Annotated in this window: 20 protein-coding genes; 10 read left to right on the plus strand and 10 right to left on the minus strand. The window is 71.7% G+C overall.

The window, feature by feature from the left end; translation table 11 throughout:
* Positions 1-78: 78 nt before the first annotated feature.
* The 4 genes from HYQ63_RS07400 to HYQ63_RS07415 are packed head-to-tail and all read right to left on the minus strand — an operon-like array spanning position 79 to position 4,602.
* Positions 79-1,275 carry a Gfo/Idh/MocA family protein gene (locus HYQ63_RS07400; RefSeq protein ID WP_179933111.1) on the minus strand — a complete coding sequence of 399 codons (1,197 nt, stop codon included), beginning with the start codon at positions 1,273-1,275 and terminating at the stop codon, positions 79-81.
* A gap of 56 nt (positions 1,276-1,331) precedes the next feature.
* Positions 1,332-2,720 carry a sugar ABC transporter substrate-binding protein gene (locus HYQ63_RS07405; RefSeq protein ID WP_179933112.1) on the minus strand — a complete coding sequence of 463 codons (1,389 nt, stop codon included), beginning with the start codon at positions 2,718-2,720 and terminating at the stop codon, positions 1,332-1,334.
* A gap of 9 nt (positions 2,721-2,729) precedes the next feature.
* Positions 2,730-3,680 carry a carbohydrate ABC transporter permease gene (locus HYQ63_RS07410; protein ID WP_179933113.1) on the minus strand — a complete coding sequence of 317 codons (951 nt, stop codon included), beginning with the start codon at positions 3,678-3,680 and terminating at the stop codon, positions 2,730-2,732.
* A gap of 10 nt (positions 3,681-3,690) precedes the next feature.
* Positions 3,691-4,602: a carbohydrate ABC transporter permease gene (locus tag HYQ63_RS07415; protein ID WP_179933114.1), complete on the minus strand. Its 912-nt coding sequence runs from the start codon at positions 4,600-4,602 to the stop codon at positions 3,691-3,693.
* A 174-nt stretch (positions 4,603-4,776) separates the two neighbouring features.
* On the opposite strand from HYQ63_RS07415, the gene HYQ63_RS07420 reads away from it, so the two are divergent.
* Positions 4,777-5,946: an ROK family transcriptional regulator gene (locus HYQ63_RS07420; RefSeq protein ID WP_179933115.1), complete on the plus strand. Its 1,170-nt coding sequence runs from the start codon at positions 4,777-4,779 to the stop codon at positions 5,944-5,946.
* Positions 5,947-6,034: 88 nt separating this feature from the next.
* On the opposite strand, the gene HYQ63_RS07425 is transcribed toward HYQ63_RS07420, so the two are convergent.
* From HYQ63_RS07425 to HYQ63_RS07440, 4 genes are all read right to left on the minus strand, one after another.
* Positions 6,035-6,343: a hypothetical protein gene (locus HYQ63_RS07425; protein ID WP_179933116.1), complete on the minus strand. Its 309-nt coding sequence runs from the start codon at positions 6,341-6,343 to the stop codon at positions 6,035-6,037.
* A 36-nt stretch (positions 6,344-6,379) separates the two neighbouring features.
* The gene (locus HYQ63_RS07430) at positions 6,380-7,633 is read right to left on the minus strand and encodes an amidase (RefSeq protein ID WP_179933117.1); all 1,254 of its coding nucleotides are present in this window, start codon (positions 7,631-7,633) and stop codon (positions 6,380-6,382) included.
* A gap of 31 nt (positions 7,634-7,664) precedes the next feature.
* Positions 7,665-8,510, minus strand: coding sequence for a family 16 glycosylhydrolase (locus HYQ63_RS07435; RefSeq protein ID WP_179933118.1), 846 nt, complete (start codon positions 8,508-8,510; stop codon positions 7,665-7,667).
* A gap of 185 nt (positions 8,511-8,695) precedes the next feature.
* Positions 8,696-9,115: an ankyrin repeat domain-containing protein gene (locus HYQ63_RS07440; protein ID WP_179933119.1), complete on the minus strand. Its 420-nt coding sequence runs from the start codon at positions 9,113-9,115 to the stop codon at positions 8,696-8,698.
* 211 nt (positions 9,116-9,326) lie between these two features.
* On the opposite strand from HYQ63_RS07440, the gene HYQ63_RS07445 reads away from it, so the two are divergent.
* Together HYQ63_RS07445 and HYQ63_RS07450 are read left to right on the plus strand one after the other, a co-directional pair.
* Positions 9,327-9,521, plus strand: a complete 195-nt coding sequence (locus HYQ63_RS07445) for a hypothetical protein (RefSeq protein WP_039936790.1) — start codon at positions 9,327-9,329, stop codon at positions 9,519-9,521.
* Between the two features lies 1 nt (position 9,522).
* Positions 9,523-11,139, plus strand: coding sequence for a hypothetical protein (locus HYQ63_RS07450; protein ID WP_179933120.1), 1,617 nt, complete (start codon positions 9,523-9,525; stop codon positions 11,137-11,139).
* Positions 11,140-11,166: 27 nt separating this feature from the next.
* Here HYQ63_RS07450 and HYQ63_RS07455 read toward each other — a convergent pair whose 3' ends face one another.
* Positions 11,167-12,690: a PLP-dependent aminotransferase family protein gene (locus HYQ63_RS07455; RefSeq protein ID WP_179933121.1), complete on the minus strand. Its 1,524-nt coding sequence runs from the start codon at positions 12,688-12,690 to the stop codon at positions 11,167-11,169.
* 219 nt (positions 12,691-12,909) lie between these two features.
* On the opposite strand from HYQ63_RS07455, the gene HYQ63_RS07460 reads away from it, so the two are divergent.
* Entirely contained in the window at positions 12,910-13,530 is a 621-nt protein-coding gene (locus HYQ63_RS07460; RefSeq protein WP_257232576.1) for a YitT family protein, read from the plus strand.
* 256 nt (positions 13,531-13,786) lie between these two features.
* On the plus strand, positions 13,787-14,164 hold the full coding sequence (locus HYQ63_RS07465; protein WP_009713547.1) for an RNA polymerase-binding protein RbpA: 378 nt from the start codon (positions 13,787-13,789) through the stop codon (positions 14,162-14,164).
* Between the two features lie 75 nt (positions 14,165-14,239).
* On the opposite strand, the gene fxsA is transcribed toward HYQ63_RS07465, so the two are convergent.
* On the minus strand, positions 14,240-14,869 hold the full coding sequence (gene fxsA, locus HYQ63_RS07470; RefSeq protein ID WP_179933122.1) for an FxsA family membrane protein: 630 nt from the start codon (positions 14,867-14,869) through the stop codon (positions 14,240-14,242).
* Positions 14,870-14,996: 127 nt separating this feature from the next.
* Here fxsA and HYQ63_RS07475 point away from each other — a divergent pair, with 127 nt between their 5' ends.
* Genes HYQ63_RS07475 through HYQ63_RS07495 form a run of 5 tightly spaced genes read left to right on the plus strand, consistent with a single transcriptional unit; the run spans position 14,997 to position 17,029 of the window.
* Complete coding sequence (locus HYQ63_RS07475; RefSeq protein WP_179933123.1) at positions 14,997-15,161, plus strand: hypothetical protein; 165 nt, start codon at positions 14,997-14,999, stop codon at positions 15,159-15,161.
* Positions 15,158-15,613 (plus strand): MrpF/PhaF family protein, encoded by a 456-nt coding sequence (locus HYQ63_RS07480; protein ID WP_179933124.1) that lies wholly within the window; start codon positions 15,158-15,160, stop codon positions 15,611-15,613. The genes HYQ63_RS07475 and HYQ63_RS07480 overlap by 4 nt, the downstream gene beginning before the upstream one ends.
* Positions 15,610-15,921: a DUF4040 domain-containing protein gene (locus tag HYQ63_RS07485; RefSeq protein WP_179933125.1), complete on the plus strand. Its 312-nt coding sequence runs from the start codon at positions 15,610-15,612 to the stop codon at positions 15,919-15,921. Before HYQ63_RS07480 ends, HYQ63_RS07485 begins: the two co-directional genes overlap by 4 nt.
* Complete coding sequence (locus HYQ63_RS07490; protein WP_179933126.1) at positions 15,918-16,688, plus strand: MnhB domain-containing protein; 771 nt, start codon at positions 15,918-15,920, stop codon at positions 16,686-16,688. Before HYQ63_RS07485 ends, HYQ63_RS07490 begins: the two co-directional genes overlap by 4 nt.
* Entirely contained in the window at positions 16,685-17,029 is a 345-nt protein-coding gene (locus HYQ63_RS07495; RefSeq protein ID WP_179933127.1) for a sodium:proton antiporter, read from the plus strand. The genes HYQ63_RS07490 and HYQ63_RS07495 overlap by 4 nt, the downstream gene beginning before the upstream one ends.

Here is a 17,029-nt window from a genome sequence, read left to right on the forward strand (position 1 = left end):
CTATACGGCCGGACCGCCGCCCCGTGGGGGACAAGGCATGTGCGATGCCCGCGGCGGTCCGGCTCACCCCGCGGGGCGCTACGCGGGCGCGTCGCCGAAGTCCGGGATGTCCAGGCGGGCACCGCCCTGGAGCGCGGACCGGTGGGCGACGATGCCCGGCAGGGTGTAGCGGGCCGCGACCCATGCGTTCACCGTGGGCAGGGTGCGGGTGTTGACGGCGGTGACGAAGTCGTCGACGAGGAAGTGGTGGCTGCCCTCGTGCCCGTTGGGCAGCTGGGCGAACTCCTTCGGCAGCCGCGACCGGTCGTGCACGGGCGCGCTGCCCGAGGTGAAGGCGTCCCGCAGCGCGGGGGCCACCTCGGCGAGCGACGGATCGTCGGGGGACAGGGTCGGTGCGGGCTGAAGGTGTGCGGAGACGTCCTGGACACCCTTCTTGTCCTGCCAGAAGCTCACGGTGGCGAGCTGTTCGAGACTGCCCTCGGTGCCGAAGAAGCGGAACCGCGACTCGCGGATGTGCGAGGGATAGCCCACCCGCCGGAACTCGTTGATGCGGAACGATCCGCCCCCGGCGGCCTCGAAGAGCGCGGTGGCGTTGGAGAAGTCGTTGTCGAACTGGCTGACCTCCCGGTCGAAGACGCCGTCTCCCCGCTCGTCCCGCACGCCTATCGCGGACACGCTCACCGCATGGGTCTGCCAGGCGCCCAGCACCCCGCCGACCGAGTGGGTGGGGTAGAGCAGCGGCGGATAGCTCGCGGTGGACTTCCAGTTCTCGCCGCCGCTGTACTGGTACGCCTCGTAGAAGCCGAGGTCCATGTCGTGGACGTAGTCGCCCTCGGCGTAGAAGAGCCGCCCGAAGCCGCCCTCGGTGATCTTCTCCCGGGCGTAGACGGTGGCCGGGTTGTACTGGCTGGTCTCGCCCATCATGTACGTCAGCCCGGTCTCCCGGACGGCGTCGATGATGGCGGCGATCTCCTCCTCGCTGACGGCCATCGGCACGGCCGAGTACACGTGCTTCCCGGCGTGCAGGGCCCGGACGACGAGGGGACCGTGGGTCCAGCGCTGGGTGAACAGCGCGACGGCGTCCACGTCGGATTCCAGCATGGCCTCGAACGTGGGGTGCGTCCCGGCCAGCCCGTACTGGGAGACCAGCCGGTCCGCGCGCTCGGGCAGCAGATCGGTGACGGTGACGTCCCCGACGCCCGGGTGGGCCTGGAAGAGCTTGGCGAACTGGCCGGCGAACTGCCCGGCGCCGACGATGCCAAGGGTGAACGGCATGGAGGGCCCTTTCACTGGTCAAAGACTCGTTGGTCGAAGAGTCACTGGTCGAAGAGTCATTGGTCGAAGAGGAAGTTGACCTGCTGATTGGTGCGGTCGAGCACGTCGGACGCGGACGCACCGTTGGCGTAGACGTCCTGCATCGCGGGGGTCATCAGGGCGTCGATGTCCGCGGCGTAGTCCGTGACGGGGAAGGGGAAGGTGGTGCGGTCGGCGACCGGCTTGGTGAAGGCCGTGGTGTCGATGCCGTCCTTCTGATAGGCGGCCGCTGCCGCTGCCGTGCCCGCCCTGGTCGCGGGGAAGACGATGCCGTGCTTACCGACCGTCTTCTGGCACGCGTTCGAGGCGAGATAGGCCACCCACTTCTGGGCGCCCTTCTTGTTCTTCGCGTGCTTGCTGATGGAGTCGGCGAGGCCGTTCATCATGGTGGCGCGATGTCCGGACGGGCCGACGGGGGTCAGGGCGGCGCCGACGTCGACACCCTTGAGTCCCGCGAAGGTCGAGATCATCCAGGAGCCGTGCATGGCGATGGCCGCCTTGCCCGAACCGAGCTGCACCTCGGGGCCGTTGGATTCGGAGAAGTCCGTGAACGGTGCGAGGTATCCCTTCTTCGCGAGCCCGAAGTACCAGCTGATGGCCTTCTTGAAGGCGGGCTGGTCGTAGTTGTAGTGATCGCCCCACTGCCGCTTGTTGGTGTAGCTCCAGCCCGCCGAGCCGGTGAAGGCGCTCCACTGGGTCTGGCCGTCGGCATGGCCCGCGTCATTGGTGGCGAGGCCGTAGGTGCGTACGTGGTTCTTGTCGAACCCCGGCTCGTCGCCCCGGACGCCGTTCCGGTCGACGGTGAGATGGGCGATGGTCTTCTCGAAGGTGCCGCCGTCCCGGGGGTTCCAGGCCAGGGAGTTGAGATCCTTGGCGGAGACCCCGGCGGCCTTGGCCATCTTCTTGTTGTAGAAGAGGGCGACGGTGTCCCAGTCCTTCGGGGCGCCGTAGCGGTGGCCGTCCTGCCCGATCCACGAGGCCCCCAGCCCGGGCTGGTAGTCGGCGTTCTTGATGCCCTTGGTGGCGGGCAGCTCGTCGAGCGGGGCGAGCACGCCGAGGTCGGCGAACTGGGCGAACTTGGAGACGTGGTCGGTGAAGACATCGGGCGCGGTGTCCGCGATGAACGCGGCGGTGAGCTTGGTCCAGTAGTCGTCCCACCCCACCTGGGTGATCTTGACGGTGAGCCCGGGGTTCTTCTTCTCGAAGTCCCTCGCGCACGCCTGGTACGCGGGCAGCTGATTGGCGTCCCAGAGCCAGTAGCTGACGGTCCGCTGCGCGGAGACCGACGAGGAACCCTGCGGTGCGCAGCCCGCCACGAGGGTGAGCGCGGCGGCTCCGCCGAGCGCGACCGCGGTGCGGAAGGCGCGAGGTGCCCGCGGTGTGCGGAAGGTCCGTGCCGTTGCCATCGCTGCCTCCTACTTGATTCCGGTGAAGCCGACGGAATTGACGATGCGCCGGGCGAAGGCGGCGAACAGCAGGAGCATCGGGAGCGCGGCGACCAGGGTCGCCGACATCAGCCCGGCCCAGTCCACCCCGCTCTGCGGCGACTGGGCGCGGAAGATGCTCAGCGCGACGGTGAGCACCCTGGAGCTGTCGCTGTACGACACCATGAGCGGCCAGAAGTAGTCGTTCCATGACGTCATGTAGGTGAGGATGGCGAGGGTCGTGATCGGTGCTCCCGCCATCGGCAGGACGAGCCGGAAGAAGACCCGCACCTTCCCCGCCCCGTCCAGCAGCGCGGCCTCCTCGATCTCCCGGGGGATGTTCATGAAGAACTGGCGGAGGAAGAACACGGCGAACGGCGTCATGAACATCGTGGGCAGCGCGATGCCGAGCAGGTTGTCGACCAGGCCGAGCTCCTTGATGAGGACGAAGTTCGGCAGCAGGGTGAAGACGGCGGGCACCATGAGCCCGGCGAGCACCAGCCCGTACACGGTGTCCCGGCCGCGCCATCGGAGGCGGGCGAAGGCGTAGGCGGCCATGGCGGAGAACAGGACCTGGCAGAAGGTGATCACCGTCGAGACGAGCACCGAGTTGAGCAGATAGCGCCAGAAGTGGAGGCTGCCGCCCGAGCCGCCCTGGGCGAGGGCGTCCTTGGTGCTCTGGAGGCCGAAGACCCGGGCGAAGCCGCCCAGGCTGACGTCGACGGGCAGCAGGGAGGAGGGGTGGGCGGCGAGCGCGGTGTTGGTGGACAGCGCGGTTCGCAGGATCCAGTAGAAGGGGAACAGCGTCACCACCATGACCCCGCCCATGAGCACCCAGGCGAGGACGCGGCCGGGCGAGGGCCTGCGCCGCGCCGCCCTGAGCGCGGTCCGGGTGGTGGCCGGGCTGGGGGCACCGAGTTTCGTGGGTGTCGCCAATGCCATGACGGGCTCCCTAACCGAGGTCCGTTTGGCCGGCCTTGGTGAGCCGGTACTGAACGATGGTGATCACGCTGAGGACGATCAGCAGCGCGACGGACATCGCGGAGGCGTAGCCGAACTGGAACCGTCCGAACGCGGCGCCGTAGATGTAGTACTGGAGCACGTTGGTGGCGTTGGCCGGGCCTCCGGCGGTGGTGACCGCGACCGTGTCGAACACCTGGAACGACCCGATGACGGTCATGATGAGCACGAGCGCGAGGATCGGCCGCAGCAGCGGCATCGAGATCCGCCAGAACATCCGCCACTCCCCCGCCCCGTCGATCCGCCCCGCCTCGTACATGTCCTTGGGGATCGCCTGGAGCCCGGCGAAGAGCAGCAGGGCCGTGTAGCCCACGTGCCGCCAGACGTTGACGAGGGCGATGGTGGGGATCGCCCACTCCTGGCTCCCGAAGAAGGCGATGTGGCCGAAGCCGAGGGCGCCGAGGATCTGGTTGCCGATGCCGAGCTGGGTGTCGAGCATCCACAGGAAGACGATGCCGGTGACCACGTTGGAGACCAGATACGGGGTGAGCACGATGCCGCGCACGAACGCCGACTGGGTCAGCCGCTGCATCAGGACGGCGATCAGCAGGGCCACGACCGTCTGCACCCCGATGTTCATGACCACGTAGACGACGGTGACGCGCAACGAGTCCCAGAAGATGGGGTCGTTGACCATGCGCACGTAGTTGTCCAGACCCACCCACTCCGGCGGGGTCAGCAGGTTGAAGCGGGTGAAGCTCAGATAGATGCCGCGCAGGGTGGGCCAGAGGAGGAAGACGAGGAACCCGAACAGAGCGGGTGCGATGAACGCCGCCGCGAGCAGCCCGTCGCCGCGGGCGTCCTGGCGGTGGGCGCCCGTGCGGTGGGGCGAGGCGATGGCCATAAGACTCCCTTGTCCATGACGTGGTCCATGGCCGATTAGTTTCGTGACGAAAAAATAGAGCTGTCAAGACCCCTGCATGAGGTGGGGAAAAGCCGTTATCCACAGCCAAGGACCCCGCCATTGTTTTCGTGAGGAAATATATATAGGCTCCGGGATGTGGATGATGACGGCTCGATGAGTGCACTGGCGGCCAGTTGGGCACCGCTGAGTCCCGCCGAGCGGGCGGTGGCGATCGAAGTGCTGATGCACGGCCCGCTCTCCCGCGGTGAGATCGCCAGGCGGCTGGATCTGTCGGCGGGCAGCCTCACCCGGCTGACCAAGCCGCTGATCGAGTCCGGGCTGCTGGTCGAGGAGGCATGGCCGAACTCGTCGCGTCCGGCCCGGGCCGGCGGGCAGGGGCGCCCCTCCCAGCCGCTGGACATCGTGGCCGAGTCCCGCTACTTCGCCGGATTCAAGATCACCGGCGATGCGGTGTACGGGGTGGTCACCACGCTCAAGAGCGAGGTCGTGGCGCAGCGGACCCGTCCGCTCGACACCCATGACCCCGAGGAGATCGCGGACCTCCTCGATGCGCTCGTCCAGGACTTCAGCCGCGACTTCCCCCGGCTGGCCGGGATCGGCGTGGGCGTGGGCGGCCACGTCCGGGGCCGCTCCACCGTCGTCGACTCCGCCTTCCTGGACTGGGACGACGTCCCGTTCGCCGAGCTCCTGGAGCGGCGCACCGGGCTGCCGGTGGTGGTGGAGAACGACGTGGTGGCCCTCACCGAGGCCGAGACCTGGTTCGGCGCGGGGCGCGGGCTGGACCGCTTCGTCGTGCTCACGATCGGCGCGGGCATCGGATACGGCCTGGTCATCGGCGGCACCCTGGTCCGCGGCGCGGAGGACGGCCACGGTCTCGGCAAGCGCTGGATCATCGATCCGAACGGGCCCCTCACCCCGGACGGGGAGCGCGGCAGCGCGGTCGCGCTGCTGTCCATCCCGAGCATCCGCTACCAGGTGCAGGCCGCGCTGGGCCGGGAGATCGACTATCCCGGCATTCTCGCCCTCGCCGCATCCGGCGATCCGGTCACCGGCCGGGTGATCGACGAGGCGGCGCGGGGGCTGGGCATCCTGGTGGCGCAGATCGCCAACTTCGCGATGCCCCAGAAGATCCTGCTCGCCGGGGAGGGGGTCGGTCTGGTCGACGTGGCGGGCGAGACCATCCGGCGGACCATCGCCGCCCATCGCCATCCGCTGGCGGACCCGATCGACCTGGAGACCAAGGTCTCCGACTTCAACGACTGGGCGCGGGGGGCCGCCGTGCTGGCCATCCAGGTGCTCGTCCTCGGCAAGACGGACGGATAACCGCAGAGCGCTTCAGTGGCGCACGAGCACTTCAGTGGCGCACGAGTACTTCGGCCGAGCACGAGCACTTCGGCAGCGCAGGCGCGCTTCAGCAGCGCAGGCGGGCCGTGTGACCGTCGATCCGCAGGATGCACTCCGTGAACAGCGCCATCGGGGGGCTGCCGTCCGCGGGGACCAGCCGCAGTTCGAGGTCCATGATGGATCTGATCACCTGGGCGGTACGGCTTCCGTCAGGGTCCGGGCCGCGCAGCGCCGACCACGACTCGAACTTGTCCCGGGCGTTTTCCCATGCTGGTCCGGGCGTGAAGTGGCACAGGAAGACCGGCTGGTCGACTCCGTACTGCCGTAACTCGCCGACCGTGGCCTCACCCTGCATAAGCCACCAAGTGGCAGTCATCGCGCCCCCAACTCCGTACATGGGACTGGATACCGATCATACGGGTGCGGAAGGGCCGCCGAGGACCAACTCGATTCCGGAGCCCCACTCCAGCAGCCGCTCGTCCGCCCCCGGCCGGGCCACGCACTGCATTCCCAGCGGGAGGGAGTTGGCCGCCCGGCCCGCGGGCAGGCCGAGCGCGGGCACTCCGGCGACGCTCCAGGGGAGGGACATGATCGAGTCACCGGTGCTCTCGAGGCCACGCGGCGCCGGGCCCGTGGCCGCCGGGGTGATCCACAGGTCGATGCCCTCCTCGTCCATCGCCGCCGGCAGCCGGTCCCGGAACCGGTCGCGGGCGCGCAGGGCCGACGCGTACTCCTCGTGGCCGATTCCCTGACCCTCCCGGATCACCGTGGCGGTCTGTTCCCGGTACAGCTCGCCGTAGCGCGGGAACCACGCGGCGTGGGTGCGGGCGGCCTCGTAGCGGTTGATCACCCGCTGCCGGGCGACGAGGTCGTCGAAGTCGGCCGGGAACGGGACCCGGAGCACCGGGAATCCGGCGTCGGCCAGCCGCCGCACCTGCTCCTCGAAGGCTTCCGCCGCCTCCGCGTCCGCCCGGTCGAGGTACGGGCCGGTCGGCACCGCGAGCGTCGGCCGCGGCCCCTCCCCCGGGCTTCCGCCGTCCGGGCCCGGCCGCCAGTCGTCGCAGAGCACGCCCGCCGCCGGGGTCAGCCCGGCGGTGTGCGGGGCGAAGAGGCCCACCGTGTCGAAGGTCGGCGCGTTGGGGATGACGCCGTCGGCCGGGATGCGGCCGTGGGTCGGCTTGAAGCCGACGACCCCGCAGTACGCGGCCGGGCGGATCATCGAGCCGATCGTCTGTGTGCCGATGGCGAGCGGCACCATGCCCGCGGCGACGGCCGCCGCCGAACCGCTGCTGGAGCCGCCGGGGGTGTGCTCCACGTTGTGCGGATTGCGGGTCGGGCCGGGCGCGGTGACGGCGAACTCGGCGGTGACGGTCTTGCCCGCCACCAGCGCGCCCGCCGCCCGCAGCCGGTCGACCAGCGACGCCTGCGGACCGGCCAGCGCCTCGGCGGGGACGGCCGAACCGGCGCCCGTGGGCAGCCCGTCGACGTGCACGATGTCCTTGACGCCCACCGGCACCCCGTACAGCGGTGGCCGGTCGGCGGGATCGGGCCACCGCACGGCCGCCGCCCGCGCCTCGCGCCGCAGCCGGTCGCGTCGGCCGGGCTCGGGGACGAAGGCCCGAAGCGGGCGGTCGGCGGCCTCGATCCGGTCGTGGGTGTCGTCCATGAGGGGCAACGTTACGGCCCCGTGCGGGACGTCAGTTGCCGCCGGTCACCTTCACGTAGTCGACCACCAGTTGCTGGGGGAAGGTGGTGCTGCCGTCCGGGTCGCCGGGCCAGTAGCCGCCGACCGCGAGGTTGAGGATGAGGTAGAAGGGGTGGTCGAAGGCCCAGCGGTTGCCGTTCAGATCGGCGGGGGTGCGGGTCTGGTAGACGTTGCCGTCCACCGACCAAGTGATCTTGTTGGGCGACCAGTCGACGGCGAAGGTGTGGAAGGCGTCGGAGAACTTCGCCCCGCCCGGGAGGGTGTAGCCCGCGCCGATGCCGCCCGACCCGGAGTAGCCGGGTCCGTGGATCGTGCCGTGGACGGTGCCGGGCTCGTAGCCGACGTTCTCCATGACGTCGATCTCACCGCAGTTGGGCCAGCCCGCGCTGCCGATGTCGTTGCCGAGCATCCAGAAGGCGGGCCACATGCCCTGGCCGCGCGGCAGTTTCATGCGGGACTCGACGTGGCCGTAGGCGGTGGTGAAGGTGCGCGCGGTGGACAGTCGGGCGGAGGTGTACTCGCAGCGGCCGTACCAACAGGAGTAGTTGGCGGGGTTCTCCTTGCGGGCGGTGATGACGAGGTTGCCCTGACCGTCCAGCGCGGCGTTCTTCGTGCCGTCCGTGTAGTACTGCCGCTCATGGTTGTTGACGTTGTCGCCGGTCTCGTAGCCCCATCGGGCGGCGTCGACCGCGCCGCCCGCCGGGCCGTCGAAGGTGTCCGTGAAAGCGGCCGTGGGGGCGGACGGCCCGGCGGCGGCCGGAGCGGTGAACCAGGGGGTGGCGGCGAGCGCGGTCGCCGGGAGCAGGCCGATCAGGGTGGTGCGCAGCGTCCTTCGCATGGCGCCGATTGCCTTCCTGTGTGGGGGTCCCGGAACCGGCGCGCGGGCCGGTTCCGGGAGGGAAGGTGCGCGGCACAATCTCCAGCGCTGCGGTGCCCATGTCAACAGGTCTGGACCAACCCCCTTTGTGGTCCTTCGATGCGTACGGGATCGGCCTGCCTCGATGCGTACGGACCGGCCCGGCGCTACGAGTCCGCGGGCCCGAACAGCGCGAGCAGGTCCTCCCGTCCGAACATGCGCGCCGTGTCGACCGCCGACGGCGAGCCCGCGCGCGGGTCGGCACCGGCGCCCAGCAGGACCCGCAGCACCTCCTCCTCCCCCTTGAAGGCCGCCCCGGCGATGGGGGTCTGCCCCCGCTCGTTGACGCGGTTGGGGTCGGCGCCGCGCTCCAGCAGGGCGGACACGACCGCGGCGTGGCCGTAGTAGGCGGCCAGCATGAGCAGCGAATCGCCCTTGTCGTTGGTGAGGTTGGCCGGAACGCCCGCGTCCACGTACGCGGCGAGCGTGTCGGTGTCACCGTGCCGGGCCAGGTCGAAGACCTTGGCCGCCAGTTGCAGCACCTCCGGGTCGTGAGCGGGCTCGCTCTCGGGGTTCGGTGCGCTCATCGCGTATCGCCTCCGGCTTCGCTAGCTGTGCGTTCACTGCCTGTGCATGCCGCTACCCGCGCACGCGCCACCTGTGCATGTGATCACCGGCACGTGACCATTGTGACGCTTGCGGCGTCAATCTCCCCATTTGCACCTTTCCCCGGATGGATACATGCTGTGACCCTGGAATGACTCATGGTGAGAGTCCCCCACCAGCCAGGAGACCGAGATGATCCTGTCCATTTCCGGTGTCGTCCTGCTCGGCATCGTCGTCTTCATCTTCTTCCGCAAAGACGGCCTCAAGGCATCCCACGGCGTCGTGTGCGCCCTCTTCGGCTTCTACCTCGCGAGCACCGCCATCGCCCCGAGCATCAAGGCCGGTGGCGCAAGCCTCGCCAGTTTGCTGGGCGGGATCAAGATCTGACGTGGGCCTGCCACCGCTCCCCCGGCTCCGCCTCGGCGGCGCCGGGCGCGCCCCGTTCCGCCGCGGCCGCGAGTTCGCCCGCACCGCGGCCGACAGCGCCGCCGATGTCCTCCACCCGCTGCTCGCCCTCTCCCGGGGCTTGCGGGTGCTCGCCGCCGGAGCACGGCGCCGGTGGGCGGAGCTTCCGGGCGAACAGCGGGGGCCCGCGTTCTTCGTCGCGGCCGCCTGCGTGTTCGTCGTCTTCCTGCTGCCGTACGGACCGCTGGCCTCGGCGATCGGCCTGCTCGGCGCCGCGGGCTGGGCCGGGCGGGTGCGCGCCCCCGCCTCCCCGGGGCCGGGCGCCGACGGGACCGAGCGGCTGCGCCTGATCTACGAGGCGCTGGTGCCGTACTTCGCCGCCACCGAGGACCCGGACCCGCTCTACCGCCACGGCGGTGACTGGTCGCGCCCCTTCGAGTCGTTCGACTTCGACGAGGACGGGAGGCTGACCCGGCTGCTGCTGCGGTACCCCGCGTACTTCACGGACGGCGAGGCCGAGTCCCGGGCCCGCGTCGAACAGGTGCTGTACGCGAAGTCGGGGCGCGACCGGGAGTACCTGTTCACCTGGGACGAGGAGGCGAACCGGCTCACCCTGGCGGTGCTGCCCGCCCTGTCCACCACGATCTGCGCCCAGCGCTTCGTGACCGCGCCGGGCGAGACGGTGCTCGGCTTCACGGACGCGTCATCCGTGCGGCGGACCCTGCCGGTACTGGAGGGCGTCGACGACGAGACGTCCCGGGCCCGGGACGACTGCGACGCGGGCGAGGCGGCCGACGACGGGGCGGCGGCGACGCGGGACGTGCCGCCCGTCGTCTGGCGCACCGGGCCGCGCTCCACCGAACCGCATCTGCTGGCGCTCGGCCGCCCCGGCAGCGGCACCACCACCCTGCTCCGCTCCATCCTGCTCCAGGCGCTGCCGCACGGCGACGTGCTGGTGGTGGACGGCAGCGGAACCGGCGAGTACGCGTGCCTCGGCGGCCGCGCCGGGGTGCTGGCCGTCGAATGCGGGCTCGCCGGGGTGCTGGCGACGCTGGAGTGGGCCGGGCACGAGACGGAACGGCGGCTGCTCGCCGCCAACCGCGCCCGCCAGTTCGGCCACCCGCCGCCGGACGATGTCCAGCGCCCGCTGTGGATCGTGCTGGACCGGCCGTCGGCGCTCAGCCATGTGGCGGCGGCGGACGGCCGTACGGACCCGCAGGAGCTGCTCCAGGTGCCGCTGCGGCACGGGCGGGCGGCGAACGTACGGGTCGTGGTGGCCGATCAGCTCGACGCGGCGGAGGGCCTGAGCGAGGCCGTACGGTTCCACACCCGCGCCCGGGTGGTCCTCGGCCCGGCCTCACTCGAACAGACCACCGCCGTGCTGGGCGCCCCGCCGCCGACCACCCCCGTGCCGGAGGTACCGGCGGGCCGGGGGTACGCGCGGCTCGGCGCGGGGCCGGTGCACCGGCTCCAGGTACCGGCCACGCCCGATCCGTACGACGACGCGACGAGCGAGGGCCAGCGGCGGGCGGTGCTGCGGCTGCTGCCGGGACCGGAGGCGGGCTCCCCGGGCGAGCGGGTGGTGGCCACGCGCACATGACCCCGCGCCCCGGGAGGTGAGCGCGGGTCAGGCCACCCAGGTGCGCGGGGTCTCCGCCTCCACCGTGGCGCCGGTCGCCACCAGGTCCGCGGCCGCCGCCAGGCGCTCGGCGGCCTTGTCGGCCACCGCGCCCGCCACCGTGAACGGGAGCCGGACGTAGCCCTCGAAGGCGCCGTCCACGCCGAAGCGCGGGCCCGAGGGGACGCGGACGCCCAGCCGGGCCCCGGCCTCCGCGATGCGGGAGCCGGAGAGGCCGCCGGTGCGGGCCCAGAGGGTGAGGCCGCCGTGCGGGACGGTGAACTCCCAGTCGGGGAGGTGGCGTCGTACGGCGGCCACCAGCGCGTCCCGGTTGTCGCGGGCGAGCGCGCGGCGGACCTCGATGGCCTCCTCCCAGCCGCCGGTGTTCAACAGCCAGGCGACGGCGAGCTGTTCGATGACGGGCGTGCCCAGGTCGGCGTAGGCGCGGGCGGCGACCAGGCTGCGGATGACGTCGGGCGCCGCACGGACCCAGCCGATGCGCAGCCCGGCCCAGAAGGACTTGCTCGCGGAGCCGACGGTGATGACGGTGCTGCCCGCCGGGTCGAAGGCGGAGACCGGGCGGGGCAGCTCGACGTCGTCGTCCAGCCGCAGTTCGGTCATGGTCTCGTCGGCGATCAGGACCGTCCCGGCCGCGCGGGCGGCGTCGACGAGGCCGCGGCGCTGTTCCTCGGTGGCGAGCGCGCCGGTGGGGTTGTGGAAGTCCGCGACGACGTAGGCCATGCGGGGCGCGGCGGCGCCGAGGACCTGGCGCCAGGCCGGGATGTCCCAGCCCACGAGCCGGTCGGCCATCGCGACGGGCACCAGCCGGGCGCCCGCTTCCCGCATCAGCTGGAGCACATTGGCGTAGCTGGGCGATTCGACGGCGACGCGCTCACCGGGGCGGACCATGAGCCGGCAGGTGGCGGCGACGGCGCCCATGGCGCCGGTGGTGACCATGATCTGTTCGGGCATGGTCGGTACGCCGCGGGCGGTGTAGCGGTCGGCGAGCGCCTGGCGCAGGGCGGGCAGGCCCGCGGGGTAGTCGCCGTGGGTGTGGGCGTACGGCGGCAGCTCCTCCAGGGCGCCGCGGGTCGCGCGGGTCAGCCAGGGCTCGGGGGCGGGGAGCGCGGCGCAGCCGAGGTCGATGACGGAGGCGGCGGCCTCCGGGGGCAGCGGGTCGAGTCCGCGGGTGGGCAGCGGGCTTCCGGCGGGCATGGCGGTCCAGCTGCCCGCGCCGCGCCGCGACTCCAGGAACCCCTCGCCGCGCAGCGCCTCGTAGGCGGCGGCGACGGTGGTGCGGCTGACGGCGAGCGCCGCGGCGAGTTCGCGCTCGGCGGGCAGGCGGGCCGCGACCGGGACCCGGCCCTCCAGCAGGAGCAGGCGTACGCCGTCGGCGAGCGCGCGGTAGGCGGGGACGCGGCGGCCGCCGTTGAGCGACGCGACGGGGCTCTCCACCGTCGCCTCGCGGGTGTGCTGGGAGCCGAGCAGGCGGGCCAGTTGAGGTGCCCCCACCGCGGAGGTCCACGGACTCATCGAATGCGGTCCACCTTTCCCGGATTGGCCATGGAACTGGACTGGTTTCAGGCATCAGAGTGACATGCCACCGGTCAATGGCACCAGTCCGGGCACCAATGGCCACTGACGACCACTCACCCTCAGGAGTACGCGTTGTCCAAGGAACCCTCGGGGGGCTCCCGTCTCGCCCGTCGTCTCGTCCAGCTCTACGGAGGGCTCGTGCTGTACGGCGTGGGCATGGGGCTCCAGGTGCGCGCCGCGCTCGGGCTCGATCCGTGGGACGTGTTCCACCAGGGGATCGTCAAGCGCACCCCGCTGTCGTTCGGCACGGTGACGATCATCGTCGGGGCCGCCGTGCTCCTGCTGTGGATTCCGCTGCGGCAGCGGCCGGGGCTCGGCACGGTGTCGAACGTGATGGTGATCGGGGTCACGGTGGACGCCACCCTGTGGCTCCTGCCGCAGCCGGACGCGCTGGCGCTGCGCGTTCCCCTGCTGCTGGTCTCGATCGTGGTGGGCGGCGCGGCCACCGGGCTGTACATCTCGGCGCGGTTCGGTCCGGGCCCGCGGGACGGCCTGATGACGGGGCTGCACCGGCGCACCGGCCGGTCGGTCCGGCTGGTGCGGACCGGGATCGAGGTGGCGGTGCTGGCCACGGGGTTCGCGCTGGGCGGCTCGGTGGGAGTGGGCACGGTTCTGTACGCGCTGGCCATCGGACCGCTTTCGCAGTACTTCCTGGGCCTGTTCGCGATACCCTCAGCCACCGGCGCAGCGACCGGAGACGCTCCCGAGGGGACGACGGAGAGTTCACCGGTGGTGGCGCAGGGCGGTCCACGGAGTCCGATCCGTGACCTGATTTAGCCCTCGCGTGCGTGGAGCGGTAGTGTACGCCCTTGGCCCACCAGGCGGACCGTTACTGCGCGCTAAAGCATGAGAAACGCTGGGTGACATCTGCTGCCAGATGTGACAAACCGGGCGCCTGTGGGTAGAACAACGGGGCGGCACGACGGGCGACGCATGTCCCAGTACGGGAATCTTCACCGCCGACCGGACGTTGACCGGATGACGACGACAGCGACACCTGTCCTGTGGGCGAGAAGCCCGGGAGGCACGATTCATGAGTGAGCGAGCTCTTCGCGGCACGCGACTCGTGGTGACCAGCTACGAGACCGACCGCGGCATCGATCTGGCCCCGCGCCAGGCGGTGGAGTACGCATGCCAGAACGGACACCGATTCGAGATGCCGTTCTCGGTGGAGGCGGAGATTCCGCCGGAGTGGGAGTGCAAGGCGTGCGGCGCCATGGCACTCCTGGTGGACGGCGAGGGACCTGAGGAGAAGAAGGGCAAGCCCGCGCGCACGCACTGGGACATGCTCATGGAGCGGCGTACCCGTGAAGAGCTGGAGGAGGTGCTGGCCGAGCGGCTGGCGATCCTTCGGTCGGGCGCCATGAACATCGCCGTGCATCCGCGCGACACGAGCCGTAAGTCTGCCTGACCTTCACGGCAGTACTGACGCACAAGGGCCGGGGCCACTGCTGAGCAGTGGCCCCGGCCCTTGTGCGCTTTTCGATCAGTCCTTGTCGTCCCGGACCACATCGCCCCGGACCACGTCCCCCCGGCCCGCGTCGTCCCGGCCCGCGTCGTCCCGGCTCACATCGTCGCGGACCACCTCGCCCTGGATGACCTGGCCCTCCCGCGAGCCCTCGGCCGAACCCGCCCCCGGCTGCCGCCCCGGTCCGCCCTGCCCGAAGGCGACGCCCAGCGAGCCCGGCGTGTAGCCCATCCGGCGCGACAGCGCGGACTCGGCGCGCCGCCGCAGCACCGCCGCCGTCGGCGGGAACAGGCACAGCAGCGCGGCCACGTCCGAGAGCAGCCCCGGAATCATCAGCAGCAGCCCGCCAAGCATGGTGAAGGAGTTGCCGGTACGCCCCGGCTGCTCGGCGGGCTCCGCGCCCGGCTGCATCGTCCGGGCCAGGTTCTGCCAGGCCCGGCGCCCCGCCCGCTTGACGACGGCCGCGCCGCCGACCGCGCCCGCGATCAGCAGCAGGAAGACGGTGAACCCACCGGCCGCCTCCGCGACCAGGGTCAGCAGCCAGATCTCCAGCACCAGCCAGGCGGCGATGCCCAGCGGTACGAACGTGCGGGCACGGCTGCGCTTCGGGCGGGTCGGGTCGCTCTGCGGGGATGCGCCGGTCATCATGCCTCCAAGTGTGCCCGGGCCCGAGCGCTGTACGGACCCCGGGGCGTGGATCCAGGCAGCCCCGGACGCGCATCCACGGGGAATCGGCGGCGGCCGTCCGGGTACCCGCCGCCGCGGAGGTGGCGGAATGTCCGGTCTGCTCGAAGTGCTCGCCTGGTGGCTGGTGCTGACCGGGGTCTGGCTGGTGCTCATCAGCACCGTCGACTCCCTGGAGGTCATGGTGGGCGCGGCCGCCGCGCTGCCCACCGCCCTCGTCGCCCGCGCCGCGCGCCGGGTGGTGACGGGCCGGTGAGGGCGGACGACGGCTGGCTGCTGGTGGCGCTGGTGCCGCTGCTCGCCCTCGTACCGGTGCTGTGGTGGGTCTCCCGCGGGGCACCGGAGGACCGGTTGATCGCCCAGAACCTCAGCTCGCTGCTGGGCGGTCTGGCGCTGCTCCCGGCCGCGCAGGGCTTCGGGCGCCCCGGATACCTGGACGTGGCCCTCGTCCTGTCCGTGCTCGGGCCCACCGGCACGCTGATCTACGCCCGCTTCCTCGGCGTCCTGCCCGGCTCCCGGCTGGTGCGCCGGACGGCCCTGCTCGGGGTTCCGGCGATCGTGCTGCCGCTGTGCGTGGCGGCCGGGCCCGGCCGGTCGATGGCGAAGCTGCTGCTGATCGGGGCGCTGCTGATCGCGGGCAGCGTGGTGACCGGCGCGGGCGGCGGCCGCATGCGGAAGGGCGCGGCGGACGGGGGCCGTACGGCATGACCGATGCCCTGATCGTCGTGGCGCTGCTGCTGGTCGCGGGCGCCGCCACCGCCGCCGTGCTCAACCGCGACCCGGTGCGGCAGGCGCTCGTGCTGTCGTTCCTCGGGCTGGCGCTGGCCCTGCTGTTCACGTTCCTCCAGGCCCCGGACGTCGCGTTGTCCCAGCTCGCGGTGGGCTCCGCGGTGACCCCGCTGATGATCCTGCTGACCGTACGGAAGGTGCGCCGCCGCCCCGGAGACGGAACCGGAGACGGAACCGGAGCCGGACCCCACGGCGAGCCGGACGAGCCGCGCGAGCGCGAGCGATGAGCGCCCGCGGGCGGCTGTGGCTCTTCCTGGCGGGAGCGGCCGCCTTCGCGGCGCTGTTCGCCACCGCCTGCTTCTCCCTGCCGCCGTTCGGCAGCGGCCCCCATCCGTACGGGGAGCGGGCCGTGCGCGCCGCCCTGAGCCACCACACGGCCAACGTGATCGCGTCCGTCAACTTCGACCTGCGCGCCCTGGACACGCTCGGCGAGGAGACGATCCTGTTCGCCGCGGTGCTCGGCACCGTCGTCCTGCTCCGCCAGACCGCCGACGAGCAGCGGAGGCGGCCCGCGCCCGCCGTGGTGCGTCCCCGGGTGCGCTGGTTCGCGCTGGCGATGCTGCCGCTCGCGATGCTGACCGGCCTGTATGTGATCGCACACGGCCAGATCAGCCCGGGCGGCGGCTTCCAGGGCGGGGTGGTCACGGCGACGGCGCTGCACCTTCTCTACCTCGCCGCCGACTACCGGGCGCCGGAGCGGGTCCGGCCGGTCCCCCTGTACGAGATCGGGGACGCCGCCGGCGAGGCGGCCTATGTCGTCACCGGGCTCGGGGCGCTCCTCGCGGGATCGGCTTTCCTCGCCAACGTCCTCCCCCTGGGCACCTTCGCCACCCTGTCCTCCGGCGGCACCGTGATCCTGCTGAACGCGGCCGTCGGCATCGAGGTCACCAGCGGGATCGTCGTCCTGCTGGCCCGGTTCCTGGACCAGGCCGTGGAGATCGAGAACGCCGACGACGGAAACGACCACGGAAACGACGGAAAGGAGCGGGTGTGACGGTCCTGCCGTACCTGATCGCCGGATGGATCTTCCTGATCGGGGTGTACGGGCTGGTGACCAGCCGGAACCTGATCCATGCCGTGGGGTGCCTGGCCGTCACCCAGTCCTCCACGTATGTGCTGCTGCTCGGCGTCGGCTACCACCGCGGCGGCACCGCCCCGGTGTTCTCCGACGCGCCCACCGACAGCCGCGTGGTCGACCCCGTGGTCCAGGCGCTCGCCCTCACCGACATCGTGGTGGGCGCGACGGTGACCGCGCTGCTGCTCGCCCTCGTCGTCCAGCTCCGCAAACGGCACGGCACGGTCGACCCGGACGCGCTGTCCGAGCTGAAGGGCTGA

Source organism: Streptomyces sp. Rer75 (assembly GCF_013414305.1).
Classification (GTDB): domain Bacteria; phylum Actinomycetota; class Actinomycetes; order Streptomycetales; family Streptomycetaceae; genus Streptomyces; species Streptomyces himastatinicus.

Bases quoted from the DNA above. Each gene is read 5' to 3' on its own strand.
- HYQ63_RS07400 (WP_179933111.1), bottom strand. From the start codon at position 1,275: ATGCCGTTCACCCTTGGCATCGTCGGCGCCGGGCAGTTCGCCGGCCAG.
- HYQ63_RS07405 (WP_179933112.1), bottom strand. From the start codon at position 2,720: ATGGCAACGGCACGGACCTTCCGCACACCGCGGGCACCTCGCGCCTTC.
- HYQ63_RS07410 (WP_179933113.1), bottom strand. From the start codon at position 3,680: ATGGCATTGGCGACACCCACGAAACTCGGTGCCCCCAGCCCGGCCACC.
- HYQ63_RS07415 (WP_179933114.1), bottom strand. From the start codon at position 4,602: ATGGCCATCGCCTCGCCCCACCGCACGGGCGCCCACCGCCAGGACGCC.
- HYQ63_RS07420 (WP_179933115.1), top strand. From the start codon at position 4,777: ATGAGTGCACTGGCGGCCAGTTGGGCACCGCTGAGTCCCGCCGAGCGG.
- HYQ63_RS07425 (WP_179933116.1), bottom strand. From the start codon at position 6,343: ATGACTGCCACTTGGTGGCTTATGCAGGGTGAGGCCACGGTCGGCGAG.
- HYQ63_RS07430 (WP_179933117.1), bottom strand. From the start codon at position 7,633: ATGGACGACACCCACGACCGGATCGAGGCCGCCGACCGCCCGCTTCGG.
- HYQ63_RS07435 (WP_179933118.1), bottom strand. From the start codon at position 8,510: ATGCGAAGGACGCTGCGCACCACCCTGATCGGCCTGCTCCCGGCGACC.
- HYQ63_RS07440 (WP_179933119.1), bottom strand. From the start codon at position 9,115: ATGAGCGCACCGAACCCCGAGAGCGAGCCCGCTCACGACCCGGAGGTG.
- HYQ63_RS07445 (WP_039936790.1), top strand. From the start codon at position 9,327: ATGATCCTGTCCATTTCCGGTGTCGTCCTGCTCGGCATCGTCGTCTTC.
- HYQ63_RS07455 (WP_179933121.1), bottom strand. From the start codon at position 12,690: ATGAGTCCGTGGACCTCCGCGGTGGGGGCACCTCAACTGGCCCGCCTG.
- HYQ63_RS07460 (WP_257232576.1), top strand. From the start codon at position 12,910: ATGGGGCTCCAGGTGCGCGCCGCGCTCGGGCTCGATCCGTGGGACGTG.
- HYQ63_RS07465 (WP_009713547.1), top strand. From the start codon at position 13,787: ATGAGTGAGCGAGCTCTTCGCGGCACGCGACTCGTGGTGACCAGCTAC.
- fxsA (WP_179933122.1), bottom strand. From the start codon at position 14,869: ATGATGACCGGCGCATCCCCGCAGAGCGACCCGACCCGCCCGAAGCGC.
- HYQ63_RS07475 (WP_179933123.1), top strand. From the start codon at position 14,997: ATGTCCGGTCTGCTCGAAGTGCTCGCCTGGTGGCTGGTGCTGACCGGG.
- HYQ63_RS07485 (WP_179933125.1), top strand. From the start codon at position 15,610: ATGACCGATGCCCTGATCGTCGTGGCGCTGCTGCTGGTCGCGGGCGCC.
- HYQ63_RS07490 (WP_179933126.1), top strand. From the start codon at position 15,918: ATGAGCGCCCGCGGGCGGCTGTGGCTCTTCCTGGCGGGAGCGGCCGCC.